We start from the raw sequence: 16,971 nt of genomic DNA on the forward strand, positions 1-16,971 counted from the left end.
CGTCATCCTCGCCACGCTGGCGGCATTGTCTGCGCAGCTCAGACCGGTCACCTACTGATGTAGGCTCCCGGCACTGAACCGCTGGACAGCTTTGCCAGAGTGTTGATGCGTAAACACAAAAACGCTGCGGTCGCAGCGTTTTTTTACAGTTTGCTGATTTGGTCTTTTAACTGATAGGACTTGTCAGTGACAATGGTTTCCAGCGTGGCCACACGCTGTTTCAGCTTTTCCAGCTCAGCTTTGACTTCATCCGAACTGCCTGCTCCCTGACTTTGCGCCAGTTTAATTTTGGTTTTATTGCGGTTTTCATAAAAGGCGTATGCAAAAGCGCCAATGACTGCGACAAAACCTACGTCGAAAACTCCCATGATGATCCCTCTGTTGATGTGGTGTGACGCTGTTACTATAGCAAGTGGGATACCAGTTATAACAACTTATTTAAATCAATAAGTTAACAAAATATTTCAGCTGGCGGGTTAGTGAAAATCACTAATGACTGGTTAATTTCACCAGCCAAGCTGGTAAAATTGGCTATATGCAGGGCAAGAGGACGAACGGGTGAATTCAGAGCAGGATTTGTACTGGATGCAGTACGCGCTGCAATTGGCGGATAAAGCAGAACAAAGTGGTGAAATTCCGGTTGGAGCCGTGCTGGTCAAAGATGGCAAAGTGATGGGCGAAGGCTGGAACCAGTCGATTCAGTTGAATGATCCTTCGGCTCATGCCGAAATGCAGGCCATTCGTCAGGCGGCCAAGCGTATTGGGAACTACCGTCTGCTGGACTGTACCTTGTATGTCACACTGGAGCCTTGTGCCATGTGCGCCGGTTTATTGGTTCACAGCCGGATCAAACGTCTGGTGTTTGGTGCAAGAGATGCGAAAACCGGCGCTGCGGGCTCAGTAATCGACATAGTCCGCCACCCGGTGTTGAACCATCAGCTGGAAGTGACGGCGGAGTTGATGGCGGACCGTTGTGCAGCTAAATTGTCAGATTTTTTTAAGCGCAGAAGGGCGGAACAAAAGGCGGCACGAAAAAACGAACCTTAGGCGATGGCTTCGTTACTTTGTGGTTCAGTAGACAATGCCTGGTAATCACGACGTCTTCTGTGTAGTTTCAGTATCGCCATATTACGGGCAATACGACGACGGCCGGACGCCACGTCAATCAGACGGCGTTTTCGCAACATTTTAGGTTTTTTGCGTTTCAGCATCTATGTTCCCACTCTAATCAACTACTGACATTGTCTTATTTCGACCCGGTTTTGCCTTTGCTGTTCCCTTCAGTTTTAGGGTCTGTTGGCGGCATATCACCAAATTGTTGATTCAGCATTTGTTTTTGCTGATCGAGCCGTTGTTCGGTCTTTTTCTTTTCATCGACCCATAACAGGGTGTCATAGAAACGGCGTACGTTTTCGACATAATACACGGCCTGAGCACCCCGGGCATAACCCAGCTTGGTGTTCTGATAATACCTTTTTTGCTGCAACCAGGGCAGGCGTTGTTTCACTTCATGCCACTGATCCGGGTTACCACCGTCCCGCTCGGTCAGTACCCTGGCACTTTCGACATGGCCCCAGCCAATGTTGTAAGCCGCGATGGCAAACCAAAGCCGGTCTGGCATCGGAATACGTTCAGGAATACGTTCCAGCATACGTTCCAGATACCTGGCGCCCCCTTTAATACTTTGCGCCGGGTCCAGGCGGCTGCTGACGCCCATGGCCTGTGCCGTGGAAACTGTCAGCATCATTAAGCCGACGACGCCGGTCGAGCTGCGGGCGGAAGGACGCCAGTTGGATTCCTGATAACCAATGGCGGCCAGCAGGCGCCAGTCAAAGGATCCGGCATATTTTTCAAAGAGTGGCTGGTAACGCGGCAAATCTTTTTCAATGGCTTTGATGTAATCCACAGTGGCGATGTAATCGAAGCGGCGGATATGACCAAAGTATTTGTCTTCCAGGCTCAGCAAATCACCAGATTGATAATTCTGGCCAAAAAATTCTATCAACACAGCCCAAAAAGAGTCGTCGGCCTGTTTGTTCAGTAACCAGGCCACTGGTTGTTGCCGTTTCACCTGAAACGCCACCGTCAGGTTCGGATAAAAACGCTGATTGACCGCCAGCAGGTTGGAATCGACCAGGGTATAAGGAATTTTGCCATCTTCAACCTGCTGCAATAACTCTTCGGTATCCAGCAGTTCACTTTCCTGCCAGTTCAGGTTTGGATGCTGCTGGGTCGCTTCCTGCAGCGTTTCGGCCAAAGAGCTGTCTTTGGGGACCAGTAAAGGTTCGGTCAGATCGGCAAAATTTTTCGGTTGAGTTCCGCCTTTGCGGTACACCACCACTTCACTGCGATACAGATAAGCTGGCGCTATCCGGTATTTTTGCTTGCGGCTTTCGGTCACTGCCAGACCGCCCGCGATCAGATCAACCTGGCCTGAGTCGAGTTTTTGCAGCAAATCTTCCCGCTGATAACTGGGAAAAAGCTCCAGTTCCACCCCAAGTTTGTCGGCCAGGCTTTGCACCAGTTCGTAGTCGTACCCGGCCGGACCGTCAGCGGCAATGTAATAACTGGTTGGGCTGTTTAAAATGCCAACACGAAGAGTATCTCGTTGATAAATTTGATGTAATTGCAAAGGTTGAGGCTCCGGGGCACAGCCACAGAGTAAAAACGCCAGCAGAAAAGGTACCCCAAGTCGCCTCATGCAAATCCTGTTCTTGTTCAGTTTCAGCGCCATTTATATCAAAATTCGGTCGTGCCGTCATACCATGACCCGGCTTTTTTCTTTATAATACAGCGCCTGATTTTGGCTCCCATCGACGTTCAACTAACGGAAACAAATTTATGTTGATCCTGCGTGGTGCACCTGCACTGTCCGAATTTAGAGTTCAGAAACTTTTAGATCACTGTGCCAAAGCGGCCCTGCCTGTAACAGGAATTTATGCGGAATACATGCATTTCGCTGACCTGAGTTCAGAACTCGACGCTGCCCAACTGACCACGCTGGAAAAACTCCTGACTTACGGCCCAACCATCAGCAGCCATGAGGCCAGCGGTTTGTTGTTATTGGTGACACCACGGCCAGGTACCATTTCGCCCTGGTCTTCCAAAGCGACGGACATTGCCAAAAACTGTGGTTTACAGCAGGTAAAACGGCTGGAGCGTGGTCTGGCTTATTATGTGGAAACCTCTGCCCCATTGCAGGCTGACCAGCTGCAAAGCCTGAAAGGCTTATTGCATGACCGCATGATGGAAACTGTGTTTGCCGAACTGCAGCAAGCCCAGGCTTTATTCCAGAAAGCTCAACCTGCGCCACTGGCCAGCGTTGATGTGCTGGCGGGTGGCCGCGAGGCACTGGTTAAAGCCAATATCGAGATGGGGCTGGCACTGGCCGATGACGAAATCGACTACCTGCTGACCAACTTCAAACAGTTGGGCCGCAACCCGAATGACATCGAACTCTATATGTTTGCGCAGGCTAACTCGGAGCACTGCCGCCATAAAATTTTTAACGCCGACTGGACCATCGATGGTGAGCAACAGCCAAAATCGCTGTTTAAGATGATCAAAAACACCTTCGAAAAAACACCAGAGCACGTATTGTCTGCCTACAAAGATAACGCCGCTGTGATGACCGGCTCTAAGGCTGGCCGTTTTTTCCCGGACAGCACCACAGGCGAATACAACTACCACCATGAAGACATTCATGTGTTGATGAAAGTTGAGACGCACAACCACCCAACTGCTATTTCACCGTATCCAGGTGCGGCGACAGGTTCTGGTGGTGAGATTCGTGACGAAGGTGCGACCGGTGTTGGAGCTAAGCCAAAAGCGGGTCTGGTCGGTTTCTCAGTATCGAACTTACGCATTCCTGGTTTTGAACAGCCCTGGGAAACGGATTTCGGCAAACCAGACCGTATTGTCACGGCGCTGGATATTATGACCGAGGGCCCCCTGGGTGGTGCTGCTTTTAACAACGAATTCGGCCGGCCCAATATCTTAGGTTACTTCCGGACTTTTGAAGAAAAAGTGCCTAGCCACAATGGCGAAGAAGTCCGTGGTTACCACAAGCCTATTATGATTGCTGGTGGTCTCGGCAATATCCGCGCTGAACACGTGCAAAAAGGCCAGATGCCGGTGGGCGCCAAGCTGGTGGTTTTGGGCGGTCCGGCCATGAATATAGGTTTGGGTGGCGGTGCCGCCTCTTCCATGGCATCAGGGCAGTCAGCTGAAGATCTGGATTTTGCTTCAGTGCAGCGGGAAAACCCGGAAATTGAACGCCGCTGCCAGGAAGTGATTGACCGCTGCTGGCAGCTGGGTGAAAACAACCCAATCTGTTTTATCCACGACGTGGGTGCCGGTGGTTTGTCGAATGCGTTCCCTGAGCTGGTGAATGACGGCGGTGTCGGTGGTAAGTTTGAACTGCGTAACGTGCCAAACGATGAACCGGGCATGTCGCCACTGGAAATTTGGTGTAATGAGTCGCAGGAACGTTATGTGATGGCCATTCCGGCCGACAAACTGGCCGTGTTTGAAGCCATCTGTCAACGTGAGCGTGCGCCTTATGCGGTGATTGGTGAAGCGACCGAAGAGCTGCACCTGAGTTTGTCCGACAAGCACTTCGGCAATACCCCTATTGATTTACCTCTGAGTGTGCTGCTGGGCAAAGCGCCAAAGATGCACCGCGATGTAAAAACTGCCGTCACTGAAGGCAAAGCACTGGAACTGACTGGCGTCACAGTGGCTGAGGCCGCAGAGCGTTTATTACGTCTGCCGACTATTGCGGAAAAAACCTTCCTGATCACCATTGGTGACCGCTCTGTTACCGGCTTAGTGGCCCGTGACCAGATGGTAGGCCCATGGCAGGTCCCAGTGGCCAACTGTGCCGTCACTGCAGCCTCTTACGACACCTACCATGGTGAAGCTATGTCGATGGGTGAGCGTACGCCTGTGGCGCTGCTGGATTTCGCCGCATCTGCCCGCCTGGCGGTGGCTGAAGCCATTACCAATATTGCCGCGACGCAAATTGGTGATATCAAACACATCAAACTCTCGGCCAACTGGATGTCTGCTGCGGGCCACCCTGGGGAAGATGCCGGTCTGTATCAGGCGGTGAAAGCGGTCGGTGAAGAATTATGCCCGGCGCTGGGCCTGACCATTCCGGTTGGTAAAGATTCAATGTCGATGAAAACCAGCTGGGACAAAGCCGGTGAAAAACACACTGTCACCTCGCCGATGTCATTGATTATCTCTGCATTCGCCCGGGTGGAAGATGTACGTCGTACCGTGACACCACAACTGCGCACCGACAAAGGCGCCAGCAGTCTGCTGCTGATTGATTTAGGCCAGGGTGAAAACCGCTTAGGCGCGTCTTGTCTGGCTCAGGTGTACAAGCAATTAGGTCAGACAGCGCCGGATCTGGAAAGCCCACAACTGCTGATGAATTTCTACCAGGCGATGCAGGCTTTGGTGGCCGACGACAAACTGCTGGCGTATCACGACCGTTCGGACGGTGGTTTGTTTGTCACTCTGGCGGAAATGGCCTTTGCCGGTAAAGCCGGTGTGAGTGTTGATATCGCCGCTTTAGGTGCAGACGACCTGGCCGCCTTATTCAGCGAAGAGCTGGGCGCGGTGCTGCAGGTTCGTAACAGCGATTTACCTGCAGTGCAGGCGCTGCTGGCGAAACACCAGCTGACGGCCGTGTCGCACCTGATTGGCCATGTCACCACGGACGACCAGATTGAGATCAAACGCGCAGGCCAGCTGGTCTACAGCAACAGCCGTACTGTGCTGCGTTCGATCTGGGCTGAAACCACCTACCAGATGCAGCTGCGCCGTGATAACCCGGAAGGGGCGAAACAAGAGTTTGTGGCGAAATCGGATGCGGAAGATCCGGGTCTGAATGTGAAACTGAGCTTCGATCTGAACCAGGACATCGCCGCGCCCTATATCATCAAAGGCGTGCAGCCGAAGATTGCCGTACTGCGTGAGCAAGGCGTGAACTCGCATGTGGAAATGGCGGCTGCCTTTAACCGGGCTGGTTTCAGCGCCATTGACGTGCATATGAGTGACATTCTGTCTGGCCGTCGTACGCTGGAGGAATTCAATGGCCTGGTGGCTTGTGGTGGCTTCTCTTACGGGGACGTATTAGGGGCCGGTGAAGGCTGGGCCAAATCGATTCTGTTTAATGAGCAGGCCCGTGCGCAGTTTGCGCAATTCTTTGAACGTGACAGCACCTTCAGCTTAGGGGTCTGTAACGGTTGTCAGATGATGTCGAATCTGAAGAGCCTGATCCCAGGGGCTGATTTATGGCCACGTTTTGTCCGCAACAAATCAGAGCGTTTCGAAGCCCGCTTCAGCCTGGTGCAGGTGCAGGACAGTCCATCGTTATTTTTCAAAGGCATGGCCGGTTCTCAAATGCCAATCGCCGTATCACACGGTGAAGGTCATACTGAGTTTGCGTCGGCTGAAGCATTGCAGGCCGCAGAACAAAGCGGCACTGTGGCACTGCGTTTTGTCAATAACTACGGGGATGTCACCACCCAGTACCCGTCGAACCCAAATGGTTCACCCAACGGCATTACCTCACTGACCAGCCGTGATGGCCGTGTCACTATTATGATGCCGCACCCGGAACGGGTGTTCCGTACTGTGGCGAACTCCTGGCATCCGGATGACTGGCAGGAAGACAGCCCCTGGATGCGGATGTTCCGCAATGCACGGGTCTGGTTAGGTTAAGTCAGAGCTAAAACCATGGAGCCCCGGCAAAAGCCGGGGCTTTTTTTCAGTGCGGCAGGCAAAACGCTTTGTCTGAATTGTTAATGCTTGTAATGTATTTATCAAAGTTTCGTTTTTTATCATTTTATGCTTGATATTCCTGCGGTTCTTTTTCAGAATACCTGAGTGGTTAATCTCGCGCGTCCATGGAATAGGTATGCAGTCACTTGATAGTTCTGTTGAATTTGACACACAACAACACTGGTTAAGTCACGTCAAAGTTGGACAACGCTTTGATATTCAGTTGCTTGATCACTTAAAGACCCGCTGTAGCGCTGAGTTGATTGGTTACAAACCGGGCCGTTATCTGTTTTTCAAACCCGATGATTCAGTGCCGGAACGTTTTTTTCAGAATGGGTTGATTCTGGTATGCCGCTTCCTGCTGGAAGACACTGTTGGTGAATGCCTGGCATTTAAATCGGAATTATTGCAGCTGCTCAGGTTACCTGACCGCCTGATTGCGATCAGCTTTCCAAACGCCGTACAGCGCCGAGGTTTAAGGTTGGAAAAACGCAGTAGTCTGTTTTTACCTGCCACAGTGCGGCTGAATATTGAAGTGCTGCAAAATGCCCGCAGTTTTAACGGCCATCTGGTGGACGTGTCCAGCAGCGGTTGCCGCTTTTTATTTGATGCTGAATACAAAGGCAATAAGGTGCAGCTTGCGCCAGTTTTGCTCAGAGTGGAAAACCCGAAACTGGGCGACCCTATTGCTATTTCAGGTGAAGTTCGCAACTCAAAAGTCGACGAACGGGGCTTGTCGATTGGCATTCAGTTCAATGAACCGCAATACAGGCTGGAACAACTGGTTCAGCAAGCCAGCTAGAGCTTGCTGAACCGGCAGAGAACAGTTACAGGCTGTAACGTACACCCAGCATCCAGACGTAAGGATCGATAGCTACATCCACACTTTGGATGGTGCTGCCATTCACTTTTACTTTGCCAGTGGTATCAATGTCCATCCGGCTTAACATCAGATGCATACCCCAGTGGCTGTCGAGCTGAATATTCAGACCGGCCTGTATGGCCAGACCCACCGAGTCTTTCAGTGTCAACTCGACATCGTCTGATGCTGTGGTGACATTCAGTGCCTGCAATGTGCTTGTCAGCTCCGGCGACACTTTCTCATTAAAAAATTTGGTGTAATTCAGCCCCAGACCAACAAAGGGATCAAAGCGGCTGTCTTGCAGCACAAAATGGTATTGCGCCAGCAGGGTAGGGGGCAAATGTTTGGTTTTGCCAATGGGCAGGCCATCAATGGCTGAGCCCTCAACTGCTATATCGTGACTGAACGGGGTGGCGGCTACCAGTTCGAAGGTCCAGTTTGGGCTCAGCTTGTAATCAATGGTCAGGCCCAGTTGCGTATTGCTGTTGACACCGACGGCGGTGGAGTTGGCAGGCAAACCCGCCACTGCCTCTACCACGTTCAGATGGCTGCTGCTGTCATCCGGGCTGACACCAATGGCACCTACATTCACTGACCAGTTGGCGAAGGCCGGAGCGGCGAGCAGAGCTGAAACCAGAACCGCGTATTTAAACCTTTTCATCCTATTTTCCTCATTGCGTTTAGCTGGCGCCAGTGTGCGCTTTGTGCGGAGAAAAACTTTGGGCTGGATCAATAAAGCAGGGTTGACAGTGCACCATCAGCGGCAGAGTTTGATTTAAAACAAAAAAGCCACCTGATGGGTTAAAGCCAGTCAGATAAGCAGTTTTTATTAAAAACAGCTTATCTATTCACTAGTTGGTTCAGCTGCAGCGGGAAAGGCAAAGCCCACGCTGCCACGCCGTGGATACGTCCCTGTAGGCTCCTGTTCGGCTCCATGCCTCACAGGGGCAGCTTAGTTCTCTGCCTTTCCTCGCTCTGGATACCTCCTTTGCTTTTTTCAATTCTGACTCTGGGTGCATAATCCCCTTAGGTGGCAGTCTCCGTATTTCGCATAGTTACGTGCGTACATGTCGTGGTTAGAGAATCAGTTGAAATAGCTAACAAAAGAAAATGCCAGTCAGCTTAACTGACTGGCATTAACCTGATGGGTGGCTTTATTCCTGACAAACTCCTTTGCAACCCGTGACTTAAACGGGCATATAGCGGGCTTTTTTGGTGGCCTTTAATTGGTTCATATCCACCAGAACCAGTCCATCGACACAATCGGCAAAGTCCGGGTCCACACCAAAAGCCAGAAACTTCACCCCACCAGGTTCGGTCAGCTCACTGTATTGTTTGTACAAAGTCGGAATACTCACGCCCATATTGGCCAACAGGTGTTTCAACTGAACAAAATCCTGAGTGTAGTTGTCACCAGTAAAGTGCTGCTGCAACTGGGTCAGAGTTTCAGGCGGCAGCTCATAAGGCAGGTTCGGGGCGGCGCTTTGTTCGGTACAGCGGAAATACAGGCTGTAAAAGTACACCATCAAATCCCGTGCCGCCTTGGGGTAGCTGTTGGACAAGCTGACACCGCCAAACAGATAACGAATGTCCGGGTTTTGTTTCAGGTAAGCCCCGATGCCGTACCACAGGTATTCCAGACTGCGTTTGCCCCAGTAACGCGGCTGCACAAAGCTGCGGCCAAGTTCCAGCCCTTGGGCCAGATAAGGGGTCATACGCTCGCTGAAACGAAACAGCGACGCTGTGTATAACCCAGCTAAGCCTTTTTCTGCCATCACCTTGGCGGTATTGGCAAAGCGGTAAGCGCCAACAATTTCCAGATCATCTTTGTCCCACAGGATCAGTTGCTCATAGTAACTGTCGTACAGGTCAATATCGCGGCGTTGCCCTGTGCCTTCGCCAACAGCGCGGAACGCCACTTCCCGCAGTCGGCCAATCTCGCGTAATACTGGCGAGCTTTGCTGGTATTGATACAGATAAATTTGTTTGCCGTCGCTGGTTTCACCTAACAAAGGGCAGGCTTCCACGGCTTTTTTCAGCAGGATCCGGTCTTCCGGATGGGCGATGGCTTTTTGTGTTTTAAATAAAGGCTCTTTGTCCTTGGCCAGCCGGTACAAGTGTTTTTTAAAGAGTTTGACCTTGGCGGCGGTTTCCAGTGGTAACTGGGCAAAACTGTCGTAAGGGATCAGTTCACCAATACGCATACCGATGTTTTTGCGTTTTTGCTTAAACATTTCCTGCACCAGCAGCATGGTGGCCAACGGCTTGTACAGCATGGACGCGCCATAAAACAGTGCTGAATTACGACCGTCGATGTAAATCGGCAGAATAGGCGCTTTGGCGGCCATTGCAAAACGCAAGAAACCCCCATGCCATTTGTTATCACGAATGCCGTTTGGCTTGAGGCGGGAGACCTCACCGGCAGGGAACAGAATTAAAGCACCTTCCTGCTGCAGATGGTCGCTGATGCGGTCAATGCGGCTACGTTCGGTGCCACCAGACATATTGTTGACCGGCAGTAATAACGAATGCAGCGGGTCTATCGCCATCAGCAATTGGTTGGCAATGACTTTGACGTCCGGGCGGATGTCGCTGACCAGCTTAATTAAGGCCAGGCCATCAAGAGAACCTATAGGGTGGTTGGCGATAATCACCACTTTGCCGGTACTGGGAATGCGTTCCACTTCATTGTCACGCACCTGATAAGCAAACTGGAAATAATCCAGCACCTGCTCGACGAACTCTATGCCTTGCAGGTGTGGATAACGCCGGGCAAATTCGACAAACTCCTGCTCATGCAACAAGTGCCGTAATGCACCTCTGACCGGGGTTTGCAGCCAGGGTTTTTGCTGCAACCCCGGCATATGTTGTTGGATCATTTGCTCAACGCTAATCATAGGTTTTCCTCAACCAGACTCTCTGTTCTTTCCAGACAAGCTAGAGGGTTTGTATGACAAAAAAGCGTCAGCAGTATGGCAATTTGAGGAAATTTTAACCTGGTCAGGCTGCTTGCTGAGCGGCAGTTTCGGCTTTGATTTCCGCCAGTGGCAAAGCCGCTATGGTATGGCTCTGCTCCGTCCAGTGGTAAATCGCCAGACTGCCATCCAGCTCTTCCACCAAGGCTGTGCAGCTGTCAATCCAGTCGCCGTCATTGCAATAGATCAGGCCGTCCTGCAAGGAGATTTCAGGGTGATGGATATGGCCACAAACCACACCGTCAAAACCACTGCGTTTGGCCTTATTGACAGCGGCATTGCGGTAACGGGCAATGGCGTCGCGGGCACCAGGCACTTTGCTTTTGATAAAGGCAGCCAGGCTGAAATAACGGCCACCCATTGCGCGGCGGGCTCTGTTGCTCCAGCGGTTTAAAAACAGCAGAAAATCATAGAGGTGATCCCCCAGCCAGGCATGAAAGCGACCAAAGTTCACTTCTTTATCAAATTCGTCGCCGTGGAGCAGCAGCAGTTTTTTACCCAGGGCAGTGGTGTGACAGCCACGCAGCTGAATTTTCATTTCGCCAAATTCGCGGCCAGCCCAGTGGCGGAATTCTTCGTCATGGTTGCCCGGAATATAAATCAGCTCACAGCCTTGTTCAGCCTTCGCCAGCAAGGTTTTAATCACCAGATTCTGTTCCGGTGTCCAGCAGACCTGACGGCGCATCGCCCATAAGTCGATGATGTCGCCAAGCAAATAAATGGTTTGTGCTTTGCTGTTTTCCAGAAAATGCAGCAGATAGCGTGCCTGACAGTCTTTGTTTCCTAAATGAATGTCGGATAAAAAGATGGTTCTGCAGAGCAACATGCGACGTCTCCCTTTCAGTGCTGGTTTGGGGCGAGGTGCCTGAGCTAGAATGGTTTTTTCTGATGTCATCTGTGTGACAGGTCGTTGAACTTTTGGTGATGAGATGTCGTTAGCTTTGGTGATCCCCGACCGTAAACTGGGAACCCTGGTCGATAAACTGCAGGTTTTGTTGCCAGGGGTACTGATTCAGCAGTGGCCGGATTACAGCGCGCCGCAGCAGGTGCAGATGGCCGTGGTATGGAAGCAGCCTGCAGGGTCGCTGGCGGCATTGACTCAACTGAAAAGCCTGCAGTCTTTTGGGGCCGGTGTGGATAACATTCTGTCGGACCCGACTCTGCCGGACCTGCCACTGAGTCGTATTGTGGACCCGCATCTGACTCAATCGATGCTGGGGTATCTGCAGTCGGTGCTGGGGTATTATCAGAACCGGCTGGACCTGTTTGGGCGTCAACAGCAGCAACAGCAGTGGAAGCCGAAAAGCCCGCGGCCGATCAGGCACATTGCGGTGCTGGGGCTGGGCGAGCTCGGCGCTGCCGCTGCATGCCATTTCGCTTCTCTGGGCTATCAGGTGTCCGGCTGGGCCCGTTCACAAAAGCGGTTGACGGGAGTGACTTGCTACGCCACTGAGCAAGGGTATGCAAAGGCTGTGGCTGACGCTGATCTGGTGATTTGCCTGTTACCTTTGACAGCAGACACAGAGAACTTTCTGAACGCTGACCGACTGGCGCTGTGCAAAGCTGGCGCTATTCTGGTCAATGTGGCCCGAGGTGCCGTGCTGGATGATGAAGCTTTACTCCGGGCACTGGAGACTGGTCAGCTGGAAGCAGCCTGCCTGGACGTATTTCGGCAGGAACCTTTACCAGCGACAGATCCATATTGGTCTCATCCTGCTGTGCTGGTCACTCCGCATTGTTCGGCGGTGACAAATGTGGATACAGCTGTGGCACAAATTGCTGAAAACTATCACCGGACCTTAAATGGGCTACCTTTAGTGCATCTTGTGGATAAAATCAGGGGCTACTGATGGCTGCTTTTGAACTGTCCCGCCACCAGCATGTGGCGCTGTTAAGTCTGACATCCGGTCAGAAACGTAATTTGCTGACACCTCCATCTGCAATGGAAATAGCGGCCGCAGTGAAACAACTGGCTTTTGAACCAGAAATTAAAGTGTTGTGTGTGCAGGGTTCTGAACAAGCTTTTTGCGCCGGGGCCGATCTGTCTGTGCTGCAACATGCCGCAGACGGCGATGGCTCTGAACTGAAACAGTTGTATCTGGCCTTTACCGCTGTGGCCGATTCGCCGCTACTGACTATAGCTCTGGTCAATGGCCCTGCGGTTGGGGCCGGTATGAATCTGGCGATGGTGTGCGACATTCGGCTCGCCAGCAAAGATGCCTGGTTTGAAAGCCGGTTTTTCCAGCTGGCGTTGCATCCGGGCGGAGGCCATGGCTGGTTATTGCCACAACTGATTGGCTGGCAACAGGCGATGGCGATGTTGTTTTGCAACGAACGCCTGAGTGCTGAGCGAGCCTGGCAATATGGTTTGGTTAAAGAAGTGATGGCCGCCGAGCAGTTATGGCCACGGGCGCTGGAAATGACTGCTGAGCTGGCGATAGTCCCCGCTGAGCTGCTTCGCCAGACCAAACAATCGATGCGTGAACTGCAACATTGCCATCAGCATGCCCAAGCGGTGGAATTTGAGTTTCAGCAGCAGTTTTACAGTATTCAGCAACCAGCTGCCCGTGAAGCTATTGCAGCTCTTCAACAGCGTTTATCAGAGAAAAATACCGGCCTTTGACGAAGGGAAACAGCCGAACCACAGAAAAATGATGTAATTCAATGTAAATCTTGTAACTAAACAATAACTTGTCTACACTGGACTTCGGATTGTTCACAATTCCGAAAAATCAAGAAGAATTACATATTTTTAACTGAGGTTTTCAGTATGCGTAAAGCGTCCAGTCGGGGTTTTGGCTTTACTGCAATCGCCATTTTGGTGGGGTTAATGGCATTGTCAGCGTTTTTAACCAAAGCAGAAGCTACACCTGCTGACCAGGTTCAGGTGCAGCAATCTGAATAAATTAACGTTTTTGGTGACGTTCGCGGTTTTCCCGCTTCTGATCGGCGTTTTTCTGCAGCAGGATATAAGTGGCGGCATAACCTCCGTGCTGTTTTTGTGCAGTATGGCAGGCCAAAACTTCAGGTATTTGCTGTAACCATTTGAAACAATAGCTTTTTAGTATCGCTGGGTGCGGTTTGCTTTCTTTACCCATACCGTGGTGCACCAACAGGGTCCGAATTCCGCGCTGATGGCATTCATGCACAAACTGAAAAAGTGCCGCCCTGGCTTCAACCAAACCTTTGCCCAATAACATCTGAGTGGCGTCCAGCTGGTATTTACCCAGCCGGAGATTACGGTAAACCCCTTCCTGTACACCATCTTTTTTATAAGCCAGCACTTCATCAGGTTTGACCAAATCGACGTATTCCATACTCAGGTAATTGGGATCGTATTCCATTTCCTGTTCGGCCGCCTGCCGCCTGGCCAATTGTGCCAGACTGGGCTGATGTTCCCCATTGGGGTCGGCTAAAGCATCGGCTTTCAGCCGTTTGACGCCAGCCATTTCCTGTAGGAATAATTCCAGATCTTCGTCTTGCATTGCTGCACTCTCCACCTGCTCTGGTACTGCGGTCAGGCAGTTAAAAGATAATAAATTGTTAATATGAACTACGCTTAACAGGTAACTGTCGCAAGGAGGCGCTTATGTTACCCGATAAATTGTATGAGGCTTTGCCTTATTTGTATCTGGCCTGCGGAGGTGTGACAACCTTATGCAGCCAGTCATTTTTTACTTTGTTGCCAGCCATGCTGCTGTTTACCACAGGTGCCTGGACCTGGGTCATCCGCACAGAAAAACGCCGGAATTCATATGCATTGCGTTTTCAGACCAAAGCAGGCTGGCCTTTCTGGTGGTATGAATTTTACCCTTTTGTGTTAATGCTGAGTGGTCTGGTGCTGTTAGGGCAGGGGCCGAATGGATTCTGGTCCCTGCCGGCAGTGGTTGCTCTGGTATTTGGTTTGCAGTTTTGGTGCAGCAGGCTGAGCTGCCGCACCAAAGGCATTTACTGACGACTCAGGTAGAGCAGCGCTTCCACCGGACCCTGTTGTTGTTTCACCTGATATTTGATGCATTGCTCGGTTTTTTGTTCGGAAAAACACAAATACAGACTTTGTTCCTGTTCTGATAATACAGCCCTTTGCTTGGTGTCCAGAATACGTCCTTCGCCACCAAACCAGCCTGGCATGTAGACACTGGAGGTGGTCATGCCAGCCGTTTGGTAATGCACCAGCTGAGGTTTTGGACAAATCACCACAGCGACCAGCAGCAGAACGGCCAGACCCAGCCAGTATTTGGCTTTACTGGGTTTGACTTCAGGTTCTGTGACGGCTTCAGCACGGGCAGGGGCCGACGCTGAGCCCACATAGCCACTGCGTGCTGGTGCCGCCGATGCTGCGGCAACAGGTTTTTTTGCCTGGCCTTTTTTCAGTAATTTCTGCTTTTCAGCCTCCGAAAGTAAGGAGGTTTTTTTCAGTTCTTTTGCCATTATTTGCGTAAATCAACAGTACTATTAGCGACAGTGTCGGTCATCAGCAACCAGGCTTGCAAGTTTTGTTTCAGTGCCTGCGGGTCAATTTTGTCCAGCGTGTCGTTTGGTGTATGGTGATAATCGAAATAGTCGGTGCCGTCCTGCATCAGGCCAATCACAGGCACACCAGCCGGAACCAGCACTGATACGTCGGGCCCGCCATGGGTGTCATTGCCTCCTGGCTCAATTCCCAGATGGGCCATTTTTTGCTGCAGGCTCTTGGCAAAAGGCAGGGCCTTCTCACCAAAGCGGCTTTGCAGCTGCCAGATCCTCCCTGCGCCGAAGTCTGATTCTGCAGCCACTACATGCTTCGCCAGTTCCTGCTGATGTTGCTCTGCATAAGCACGGGCACCCAACAAACCACCTTCTTCATTGCCATACAGCACAACCCGGACCGTGCGTTTGGGTCGTTGCTGTTGCTTCAGCAACGCAGCCGTCGCCATCACCAGACCAACGCCAGCTCCGTCATCCAGGGCGCCGGTACCCTGGTCCCAGGAATCCAGGTGAGCACCAATCAGCACTATTTCCTCTGGCCGTTCAGAGCCAGTGATTTCAGCAATTACATTCTGACTTTTGGCGGGTTCCAGCTGATTGTTCATCTGCAGTTTCAGCACCAGTTTGTCTGTCTTGGTCAGCATTCGGGCCAGATTTTGTGCATCCGGAACGGACACCGCCACGGCAGGAATAGCTGGCACAGCCGGATCATATTTCATGGTGCCTGTATGGGCGAATCTGTTGTTGCTGGTGCCCACGGAGCGGATAAGGATAGCCTGGGCGCCCAGTTTGGCGGCTTCAACCGCACCACGTGCCCGTGCTGCGACCACCTGGCCATAAAAAGAGCCGGATTTATCTTTCTGCATCGGTTTGTTAATAAAGACAATTTTACCTTGCACCTGGCTTTTGTTTGCTTGCTGCAACGCTTCGATACTGTCAAACATCACAACTTCTGCGCTAATGCCATGTGCCGGAGTGCCAATGGAGCCGCCCAACGAGGTCAGTACTAAAGGCTGAGGAAAAGGGCTGACGACTTCCAGGCTGGCCTGGCCACGGGTCCAGCCCGGCATCTCAAATGCCTCTGTCCAGACCTTGTCATAACCCAGGGCTTTAAAATGACGCACAGCCCAGTCCGCGGCCCGGCGGTCGGCTTCGCTGCCTGCGATACGTGGACCGATTTCAGTGGTCAGCGATTCGACTAACTGATACGCCAGATCCTGATTTAAAACTGTTGTGGCTGCAAACAGGGGAAAAATTGCGCTAAGGCTCAGGCCGAACAGCAGTGAGCGAATTTTCATCTTTTCATTCCATGGTGTAGTTGTTAAATTAACCGGACTCTAACACGGGATGTTCAATCGCTGCAGTGCTGTTTCGACTAACAGCAAGGTGATGCGGCCAAAAGATTTAAGGACAAACAATGACTTCCTCTTGGTGTTCGGCCCTGATCATCGATGACACTGCGGCAGTTCGCAGTTACTTATGTCAAATTCTGAAGCATCTGGGCGTTGGTCCTGTCTATGAAGCGGCCGATGGTTACCAGGGCAACCTGCTGTTTAACCAGCACAAGCCTCATATGGTGTTTCTGGATATTCAACTGCCTGACGTGAATGGCCGTCAGTTGTTACGTCAGCTGAAGCAACAACAGCCAGATTGCCAGGTGTTTATCTGTTCTGCGTATTCCTCAGTGGAAAACCTCAAAGATGCCGTCGCAGGTGGTGCCGGTGCCTTTATTGTCAAACCTTTTGCCTCAGAGCGAATTCACCAGGTGGTCCAGCCTGTATTGAAAGCAAGCCGCCTCTCTTTGCCAGGCTAAGCCCAAAGGGCCTGAATACGCGACAAACGAGAACACCTCATATTGTTTGGTTATTTGGC

17 protein-coding genes are annotated in these 16,971 nt (G+C 51.5%); 8 read left to right on the forward strand and 9 right to left on the reverse strand.

Going from position 1 to position 16,971, the window contains the following annotated elements:
- Nucleotides 1–143: 143 nt before the first annotated feature.
- A complete protein-coding gene (locus WKJ03_RS14720; protein ID WP_337842989.1) occupies nt 144–368 on the reverse strand; it encodes a hypothetical protein in 225 nt (74 codons plus the stop codon).
- A gap of 190 nt (nt 369–558) precedes the next feature.
- On the opposite strand from WKJ03_RS14720, the gene tadA reads away from it, so the two are divergent.
- Entirely contained in the window at nt 559–1,047 is a 489-nt protein-coding gene (gene tadA / locus WKJ03_RS14725) for a tRNA adenosine(34) deaminase TadA (RefSeq protein ID WP_337842990.1), read from the forward strand.
- Here tadA and WKJ03_RS14730 read toward each other — a convergent pair.
- Nucleotides 1,044–1,211 carry a hypothetical protein gene (locus WKJ03_RS14730; protein WP_337842991.1) on the reverse strand — a complete coding sequence of 56 codons (168 nt, stop codon included), beginning with the start codon at nt 1,209–1,211 and terminating at the stop codon, nt 1,044–1,046. The genes tadA and WKJ03_RS14730 overlap by 4 nt on opposite strands.
- Nucleotides 1,212–1,246: 35 nt before the next feature.
- A complete protein-coding gene (gene mltF, locus WKJ03_RS14735; protein ID WP_337842992.1) occupies nt 1,247–2,734 on the reverse strand; it encodes a membrane-bound lytic murein transglycosylase MltF in 1,488 nt (495 codons plus the stop codon).
- Between the two features lie 107 nt (nt 2,735–2,841).
- Between mltF and purL the strand changes: the two genes are divergently transcribed.
- Both purL and WKJ03_RS14745 read left to right on the forward strand, forming a co-directional pair.
- Entirely contained in the window at nt 2,842–6,735 is a 3,894-nt protein-coding gene (gene purL / locus WKJ03_RS14740) for a phosphoribosylformylglycinamidine synthase (protein WP_337842993.1), read from the forward strand.
- 196 nt (nt 6,736–6,931) lie between these two features.
- A complete protein-coding gene (locus WKJ03_RS14745; RefSeq protein ID WP_337842994.1) occupies nt 6,932–7,597 on the forward strand; it encodes a PilZ domain-containing protein in 666 nt (221 codons plus the stop codon).
- A gap of 25 nt (nt 7,598–7,622) precedes the next feature.
- Here WKJ03_RS14745 and WKJ03_RS14750 read toward each other — a convergent pair whose 3' ends face one another.
- The 3 genes from WKJ03_RS14750 to WKJ03_RS14760 form a co-directional block, all read right to left on the reverse strand.
- On the reverse strand, nt 7,623–8,318 hold the full coding sequence (locus WKJ03_RS14750; RefSeq protein ID WP_337842995.1) for an OmpW family outer membrane protein: 696 nt from the start codon (nt 8,316–8,318) through the stop codon (nt 7,623–7,625).
- A 526-nt stretch (nt 8,319–8,844) separates the two neighbouring features.
- The gene (locus WKJ03_RS14755; RefSeq protein ID WP_337842996.1) at nt 8,845–10,554 is read right to left on the reverse strand and encodes a lysophospholipid acyltransferase family protein; all 1,710 of its coding nucleotides are present in this window, start codon (nt 10,552–10,554) and stop codon (nt 8,845–8,847) included.
- 103 nt (nt 10,555–10,657) lie between these two features.
- Nucleotides 10,658–11,458, reverse strand: coding sequence for a UDP-2,3-diacylglucosamine diphosphatase (locus WKJ03_RS14760; RefSeq protein ID WP_337842997.1), 801 nt, complete (start codon nt 11,456–11,458; stop codon nt 10,658–10,660).
- Nucleotides 11,459–11,561: 103 nt separating this feature from the next.
- On the opposite strand from WKJ03_RS14760, the gene WKJ03_RS14765 reads away from it, so the two are divergent.
- From WKJ03_RS14765 to WKJ03_RS14775, 3 genes are all read left to right on the forward strand, one after another.
- On the forward strand, nt 11,562–12,482 hold the full coding sequence (locus WKJ03_RS14765; RefSeq protein ID WP_337842998.1) for a glyoxylate/hydroxypyruvate reductase A: 921 nt from the start codon (nt 11,562–11,564) through the stop codon (nt 12,480–12,482).
- A complete protein-coding gene (locus WKJ03_RS14770; RefSeq protein WP_337842999.1) occupies nt 12,482–13,255 on the forward strand; it encodes an enoyl-CoA hydratase-related protein in 774 nt (257 codons plus the stop codon). The genes WKJ03_RS14765 and WKJ03_RS14770 overlap by 1 nt, the downstream gene beginning before the upstream one ends.
- A 147-nt stretch (nt 13,256–13,402) precedes the next feature.
- Entirely contained in the window at nt 13,403–13,537 is a 135-nt protein-coding gene (locus WKJ03_RS14775; RefSeq protein WP_337843000.1) for a hypothetical protein, read from the forward strand.
- A gap of 1 nt (nt 13,538) precedes the next feature.
- Here the strand turns inward: WKJ03_RS14775 and smrA are convergent, their stop codons facing one another.
- A complete protein-coding gene (gene smrA, locus WKJ03_RS14780) occupies nt 13,539–14,117 on the reverse strand; it encodes a DNA endonuclease SmrA (RefSeq protein ID WP_337843001.1) in 579 nt (192 codons plus the stop codon).
- Between the two features lie 104 nt (nt 14,118–14,221).
- Here smrA and WKJ03_RS14785 point away from each other — a divergent pair, with 104 nt between their 5' ends.
- Nucleotides 14,222–14,587 (forward strand): hypothetical protein, encoded by a 366-nt coding sequence (locus WKJ03_RS14785; RefSeq protein ID WP_337843002.1) that lies wholly within the window; start codon nt 14,222–14,224, stop codon nt 14,585–14,587.
- Here WKJ03_RS14785 and WKJ03_RS14790 read toward each other — a convergent pair.
- Nucleotides 14,581–15,063, reverse strand: a complete 483-nt coding sequence (locus WKJ03_RS14790; RefSeq protein ID WP_337843003.1) for a hypothetical protein — start codon at nt 15,061–15,063, stop codon at nt 14,581–14,583. The two genes, WKJ03_RS14785 and WKJ03_RS14790, sit on opposite strands and share 7 nt — an antisense overlap.
- Nucleotides 15,063–16,397: a M20/M25/M40 family metallo-hydrolase gene (locus tag WKJ03_RS14795; protein WP_337843004.1), complete on the reverse strand. Its 1,335-nt coding sequence runs from the start codon at nt 16,395–16,397 to the stop codon at nt 15,063–15,065. Before WKJ03_RS14795 ends, WKJ03_RS14790 begins: the two co-directional genes overlap by 1 nt.
- 119 nt (nt 16,398–16,516) lie before the next feature.
- Here WKJ03_RS14795 and WKJ03_RS14800 point away from each other — a divergent pair, with 119 nt between their 5' ends.
- A complete protein-coding gene (locus tag WKJ03_RS14800; protein WP_337843005.1) occupies nt 16,517–16,912 on the forward strand; it encodes a response regulator in 396 nt (131 codons plus the stop codon).
- The last annotated feature ends 59 nt before the right edge of the window (nt 16,913–16,971 follow it).

This window comes from Rheinheimera sp., assembly GCF_037442525.1.
Classification (GTDB): domain Bacteria; phylum Pseudomonadota; class Gammaproteobacteria; order Enterobacterales; family Alteromonadaceae; genus Pararheinheimera.

Coding starts and splice junctions, on each gene's coding strand:
- smrA (WP_337843001.1), bottom strand. CDS start 14,117: ATGCAAGACGAAGATCTGGAATTATTCCTACAGGAAATGGCTGGCGTC.
- WKJ03_RS14760 (WP_337842997.1), bottom strand. CDS start 11,458: ATGTTGCTCTGCAGAACCATCTTTTTATCCGACATTCATTTAGGAAAC.
- WKJ03_RS14755 (WP_337842996.1), bottom strand. CDS start 10,554: ATGATTAGCGTTGAGCAAATGATCCAACAACATATGCCGGGGTTGCAG.
- WKJ03_RS14795 (WP_337843004.1), bottom strand. CDS start 16,397: ATGAAAATTCGCTCACTGCTGTTCGGCCTGAGCCTTAGCGCAATTTTT.
- WKJ03_RS14775 (WP_337843000.1), top strand. CDS start 13,403: ATGCGTAAAGCGTCCAGTCGGGGTTTTGGCTTTACTGCAATCGCCATT.
- WKJ03_RS14730 (WP_337842991.1), bottom strand. CDS start 1,211: ATGCTGAAACGCAAAAAACCTAAAATGTTGCGAAAACGCCGTCTGATT.
- WKJ03_RS14770 (WP_337842999.1), top strand. CDS start 12,482: ATGGCTGCTTTTGAACTGTCCCGCCACCAGCATGTGGCGCTGTTAAGT.
- WKJ03_RS14785 (WP_337843002.1), top strand. CDS start 14,222: ATGTTACCCGATAAATTGTATGAGGCTTTGCCTTATTTGTATCTGGCC.
- WKJ03_RS14720 (WP_337842989.1), bottom strand. CDS start 368: ATGGGAGTTTTCGACGTAGGTTTTGTCGCAGTCATTGGCGCTTTTGCA.
- WKJ03_RS14800 (WP_337843005.1), top strand. CDS start 16,517: ATGACTTCCTCTTGGTGTTCGGCCCTGATCATCGATGACACTGCGGCA.
- WKJ03_RS14790 (WP_337843003.1), bottom strand. CDS start 15,063: ATGGCAAAAGAACTGAAAAAAACCTCCTTACTTTCGGAGGCTGAAAAG.
- WKJ03_RS14750 (WP_337842995.1), bottom strand. CDS start 8,318: ATGAAAAGGTTTAAATACGCGGTTCTGGTTTCAGCTCTGCTCGCCGCT.
- purL (WP_337842993.1), top strand. CDS start 2,842: ATGTTGATCCTGCGTGGTGCACCTGCACTGTCCGAATTTAGAGTTCAG.
- WKJ03_RS14745 (WP_337842994.1), top strand. CDS start 6,932: ATGCAGTCACTTGATAGTTCTGTTGAATTTGACACACAACAACACTGG.
- mltF (WP_337842992.1), bottom strand. CDS start 2,734: ATGGCGCTGAAACTGAACAAGAACAGGATTTGCATGAGGCGACTTGGG.
- WKJ03_RS14765 (WP_337842998.1), top strand. CDS start 11,562: ATGTCGTTAGCTTTGGTGATCCCCGACCGTAAACTGGGAACCCTGGTC.